A 5182-nucleotide genomic window follows, 5' to 3' on the forward strand; every position below is an offset into this window, starting at 1 on the left:
GTCCGGTCATCTTCACGTTGAGTGACTGCTTTTCCTTGGCCATCCTGCCGCTCCTGGCCGGGACGACCTATTCGCGGTCGGTGCAGACAGGTGCCGTTCAATTCAGCGCTGACTGAGCGGCCGGTCTTCATGGCGGCGGGTTCAACATGCCGACCTGAGGCGGTCATTCAGGGTTCTCATTGATTTCCATTCTCCTCATCCACTCAGCTGCTGCTTCGCCCATCGTCTTCCCAGGGTTATCTTTCATCCACTGCATGAACCCACGGTCGAATCTGAAGTGATCGCCACACGTTGCTTTGAAAAACCGCCGTACGTTTTGAGTATTCTTGTACGAGGTATCGATACGGGTCGTTGCGGAAATTGAGTCGGAATGCCAGTCAAGTTCGTTCATAGTCAATCTCATTGGCATTCGATGAATGCGAAAAAAATCATGTATCAGGGTTTCACTCTGCATGTTAGGGATTGAGCATAAGATGTTCACGAACGTGGTTTTTTTGCGCAAGCGACTGGTTGTGGCCGAAAGCACCGCTCCTGACAGTCCCCACAGAGCTGCCATTGAAGGCGGCCGCCCCGGTGCCGGAGCAAAGGCCGCCTCCGATGACCTTCTCAGATTTCCGTCTGCTCGGAGATTTCAAGGGCGTCGTCGACCTCGATACCCAGGTACCTCACGGTAGATTCCAGTTTGGAGTGCCCGAGCAGCAACTGCACAGCTCGGAGGTTCTTGGTACGTCGATAGATCAACGTCGCCTTGGTCCTTCGCATCGAATGGGTCCCGTATTCGGAACGATCCAGACCAAGTTCATCCACACAGTGCCCAAGAATCCGGGCGTACTGCCGAGTGCCCAAGTGGGGCGAATCGTGGAGCCTGCTGGGGAACAGAAAGTCATCTGATTTCAGGGCGGCTTGCTTGATCCAGGCCTGGAGGGCCTCTCGGGTAACTCCCGTAATTTCGAACTGGACTGGGCGCTTGGTCTTGTGCTGCATGACGATGGCTCGCGTGGCCACATTGTCACCATGGGACACGTCACGGACCTTGAGTGCAACGAGGTCACATCCGCGAAGCTTGCTGTCGATGCCGAGGTTGAAGAGTGCGAGCTCGCGGACCCGACCTTCCATCTGAAGACGTACTCGCAAGGCCCAAATGTCCTTCACCTTGAAGGGAGCCTTTTGCCCAACGATCTTGCCTTTGTTCCACGGCTCGTGATGAACAGTAATGCCCGAGGTTTCCATGATGGTCTCCCATCGAGTTGAGGGTCCCAGAGCATGCGCTTGCGCGGCACCTGAATATTGCGCTGCGTCAAGTCAGAAGAGCGCACTCCACCAGAACGGGTGACTGCAAACGAATGGGGCAGCCAACCTGCGCTTTCGGCCAGGAGCAGCCGGATGGCCAAGTGGAAAGCAGTCGCTCAACAACCAGATTCACCAGCGCCGCGCGGTCAATGTGAAACAACAGACTGAACCGCTGCTCGGCGTTCGGTGAAATCGCTTGTTGGGCTGCGTCTTGGCTACAGCGGTATTCTCAGTTCGGTCACTGCCGTCGCTTCGATCTCGATGAGCAGTTCATCGATGGCGAGTGTCTCGACGCCGAGCCAGGTACTTGCCGGCATATTCTCCTTTGGGAACACGCGGTGCAGTGCTTCGGCGACCACGGCGCTTTGCTCTCGGCGGTAGTTCTTGATGTAGATGCCGAGGCGCACGACGTCTGCCGCTCTTGCACCAACGCTCGCGAGCGCACGTTCGAGGTTGGCGAGCGCGAACCCGGTCTGCACAGACAAGTCGCCTTCACCGACAACGCAGTTCTTTGAGTCGACCGACACCTGCCCGGAGAGATAGATCGTCCGCGTTGAACCAGATGTGACTGTGACGACCTGCGAGAAGGAGGTGCTCCAATCAGGCAGATCCGACGGATTAAAGTGTTCCTTCTTCATGTGAAGCCGATCCTCGCGGTGAATGGTTAACTACAGTAAAACATGAACATGCTCAACAAACTCAACGGCGTCGACGATTTCATTCACAAGACCCTCTCCGACTGGAACGTCCCGGGCATCGGCATTGCTGTCGTACATGAAGACGAAATGGTCTTCGCAAAGGGCTACGGATATCGCGACTACGGGGCCAAGCTGCCCTTCACCCCGCAAACGATCTTCCCAGTCGCCTCCAACACCAAACTCTTCACCGCAATTGCGGCCGGACTGCTGGTGGAGGAGGGCCTGCTCAGCTGGGACAGGCCAATCCGCGAGGCCGTTCCGTCCATCCGCTTTTCCACCGACGCGCTGAACAACACGGTGACACTGCGCGACATGCTGGCGCATCGCACGGGCATCAACCGTCACGACTCGATGTGGTTTCGCTCGGATTTCTCGCGCAAGGATCTGTACGACCGGCTGCGCCACATGGAGCCCAGCGATCCGTTGCGCCAGAACTTTGTCTACAACAACGTCATGTACGCCGCGGTTGGCCATGCCATCGAATTGCTGACGGGCCAGAGCTGGGAGGCTTTGGTGCAGCAGCGGCTGCTGGACCCCGCAGGTATGCGCGATACGGTTTTTTCGATGCCCGAGGTGTATCGCAAAGACGATTTTGCTGTGCCCTATACAGAGCGGCGCGATTCCACCGAGTTGTTCAGGCTGCCCAGCTACGAGCACATGAATGGTGCGGGGCCCGCCGGCGGGCTGAACTCGAATCTGCAGGACATGTCGCGCTGGCTGATCACCCTGCTCAGCGACGGCACGCTGCAAGATCGTCAGATCATTCCGCAAGTCGTGCTGAAGGCGACAATGGCGCCGTCCATGGCTGTACCCAATCACATGCTCAACATCCGAGGCTTCAAGGAGATGCTTAACCAGGCTTACGGGATGGGGCTACACACGGGTGTTTATCGCGGTCATTTGATGGCGTTTCATGGCGGTTCGTTGGGCGGCTTTTATTCGCAGGTTTCGTATCTGCCCAATGAACGCGTCGGCGTAGTGGTGTTCGTTATCGGCCATCACTGCGCAGTGTTGTCGGACTTGTTGACTTGGAACCTGTACGAGCGGTTGCTGGACCTGGATCACACGCCATGGACCGGGCGCTACCTGCCCATTTTGCAGACGTTAAAGGAGGAGCGTCTCACTGCACGATCCAAAGCGGCGAACGAACAGGTCGCTGGCACTATGCCCTCCCACGCGCTGATGGACTATTGCGGCACGTTCGAGCACCCTCTGTACCCGCAGTTGAAGATCGACGCACACGAGGGCCGGCTGCGGCTCGCGTTTCAGGCCTTTGTGCTTGCGCTGGCGCATGTGCACTACGACCGCTTCGACACGGATGACGATGAGGTTTACGGCAAGTGGTCTGTGAATTTCAGCATTGATCCACAGGGCCAGATAAGCGCGCTCACCCTGGCGCTGGACGAGGCCGAGGTTGTGTTCAAGCGATGCGCAGAGCCGCTTGACCCTGCCATTGCGGCGCAGCTGCCCGGCACGTACGAGACCGCGAACGGCTACAAGTGCCACGTGGTCGAGAAGGACGACGGCCGATTGTATTTTGCAGACCCAGTGCAGATTGACCGGCCGCTGTTTTTATATCGCGCGCTAGACTTCCGCTCTCCGAACGCGTCCAATGTCATCTACCGCTTCACGACGAAGAATGGGGCAATATCTGAACTAACGCTCAAGACACCGAGCAGCGAGCGTGTTTTGTCGAAGATCCGTGTTCGTGGAGAACGAAATTGCAGCGAGAAGAAGTGATTTCTGACCTTTCGTTCTAGCAATGGGCAACCCAGTCTACTCGGGCATGCACATTTAACTTGGCATATCCTGCCGAACAACGCAGCCCCAGTGGCGGCTTTGTGCCACTTGGCCAGATGACACCTTCGGGTCGGGAGTGCCACTTCGCCCCATGCGAAACCGGTCCTTCACACAGAACTTGGTGCCATCCATTTGCGAGTACCCGGTTTGGGTAGTGATGCGGTCGCCTGCATGGTCGATCACTGAATGACCGCTGTTGACGATCTCGACTGTTCTTCTCCGCCGTTCCCGAGTGACGCTGATCAGCCTTTAGCCGCCGGCCAGTGTGCGGTATGGGGTGCAGGCACATGCCGAAAACCGAGTTTTGTGCTCCTCGGGTACATCAGCTACACAGTTGACCTGCCTCGATCAGTGTCAAGGTCCCTGTCCCGTCGCGAGCTTCAGCACCATCCCGATCACGAACAGCGAGGCGGCAATCCGCCCCCAGCGCCAGGTGGTGAACCAGTAGCGATGGTTGACCCACACTGCGCGGTAGATCCGCTCTGCAGAGAACAGGAACGCAATCGCAACGACCATGGGGCCGACGATTCCGACGGGCGCATCGAACTGGCTCAAGAGGAATACCCAGAACAGCGGCCAGGCCACCGCATCGATGGCCGCGAGCCATCGTCGACCGGTCCAGTGCGGTGCATTGGCTCGCGGTTCACGCGCAACGAGCAACCACATACCAACCTCCAGTCACTTCATACTTCACAGATCCAATCCACTGTTCTTCTCGTCCATTCGGACCACGGCACTGCCCAGAATTGAAAGGCAACCGACAAACGTTAAAAGATTGCCAGATCGCGCCCGGTGATTGAATCCACACGGCAACCAACCGAAAAAGATGTTTCATCCCTCGCGGGTCCACGCCCCGCCCAGTGATCCAAGAAATCGCGTCGTCTGATCCCCAAGAAACACTGCCCCAATTTCTGAGGGAGCTGGATTGGGAATCCTCCCCTCGGTCATCGAGTCTGCTCAGGTGAGCACCCTGCCCCGCATTCGTCGGTCGCCGTGCGACATCCAAAGCGCTGCGTCAAGGCGCGAGCGCCTGGGCACCGTGGAATAAATGGAAGGGGCCCACCAGAGTGAAACGGCGGTGGGAAGGCGGCCGTTTATGCCGCGAAAGGCCTTGGCGTCTGCGCCGGCAGCGCTATGGTTCGCAAGTCGGCGAGCGGCGAAGTTTCAGGGGAAGCACCTTTGGGAGATCGCTGGTGGGACCGTTCACACAGCAAGCGCTCGGCTCCATGGATCACGATCCGGGCAATGCCGCGCGCCATCATTTCGTTTCAACAGGCTCCGAGGGACGGATACGACTGGAAACCATTGAGACGCGCACGATACCCGCGCCATCTAGACAGGTTTTCGCAGCGCCCCACTAAATGGATGCAGTCAGCAATCTGTCGTCGCTGGCC

Annotated in this window: 5 protein-coding genes; 1 reads left to right on the forward strand and 4 read right to left on the reverse strand. The window is 57.8% G+C overall.

Annotated features, from left to right (window positions below):
• Nucleotides 1-163: 163 nt before the first annotated feature.
• The 3 genes from HFL01S_RS24200 to HFL01S_RS24210 form a co-directional block, all read right to left on the reverse strand.
• Nucleotides 164-391: a DUF6434 domain-containing protein gene (locus HFL01S_RS24200; RefSeq protein WP_066263869.1), complete on the reverse strand. Its 228-nt coding sequence runs from the start codon at nt 389-391 to the stop codon at nt 164-166.
• 215 nt (nt 392-606) lie between these two features.
• Nucleotides 607-1230, reverse strand: a complete 624-nt coding sequence (locus HFL01S_RS24205) for a tyrosine-type recombinase/integrase (protein WP_066263870.1) — start codon at nt 1228-1230, stop codon at nt 607-609.
• Nucleotides 1231-1505: 275 nt separating this feature from the next.
• Nucleotides 1506-1928, reverse strand: coding sequence for a RidA family protein (locus HFL01S_RS24210; RefSeq protein ID WP_066263872.1), 423 nt, complete (start codon nt 1926-1928; stop codon nt 1506-1508).
• Between the two features lie 42 nt (nt 1929-1970).
• Between HFL01S_RS24210 and HFL01S_RS24215 the strand changes: the two genes are divergently transcribed.
• Nucleotides 1971-3728 carry a serine hydrolase gene (locus HFL01S_RS24215; protein ID WP_084383625.1) on the forward strand — a complete coding sequence of 586 codons (1758 nt, stop codon included), beginning with the start codon at nt 1971-1973 and terminating at the stop codon, nt 3726-3728.
• 414 nt (nt 3729-4142) lie between these two features.
• On the opposite strand, the gene HFL01S_RS24220 is transcribed toward HFL01S_RS24215, so the two are convergent.
• Nucleotides 4143-4454 carry a hypothetical protein gene (locus tag HFL01S_RS24220; RefSeq protein WP_066263876.1) on the reverse strand — a complete coding sequence of 104 codons (312 nt, stop codon included), beginning with the start codon at nt 4452-4454 and terminating at the stop codon, nt 4143-4145.
• Nucleotides 4455-5182 lie beyond the last annotated feature (728 nt).

This window comes from Hydrogenophaga flava NBRC 102514, from assembly GCF_001571145.1.
Classification (GTDB): Bacteria; Pseudomonadota; Gammaproteobacteria; order Burkholderiales; family Burkholderiaceae_C; genus Hydrogenophaga; species Hydrogenophaga flava.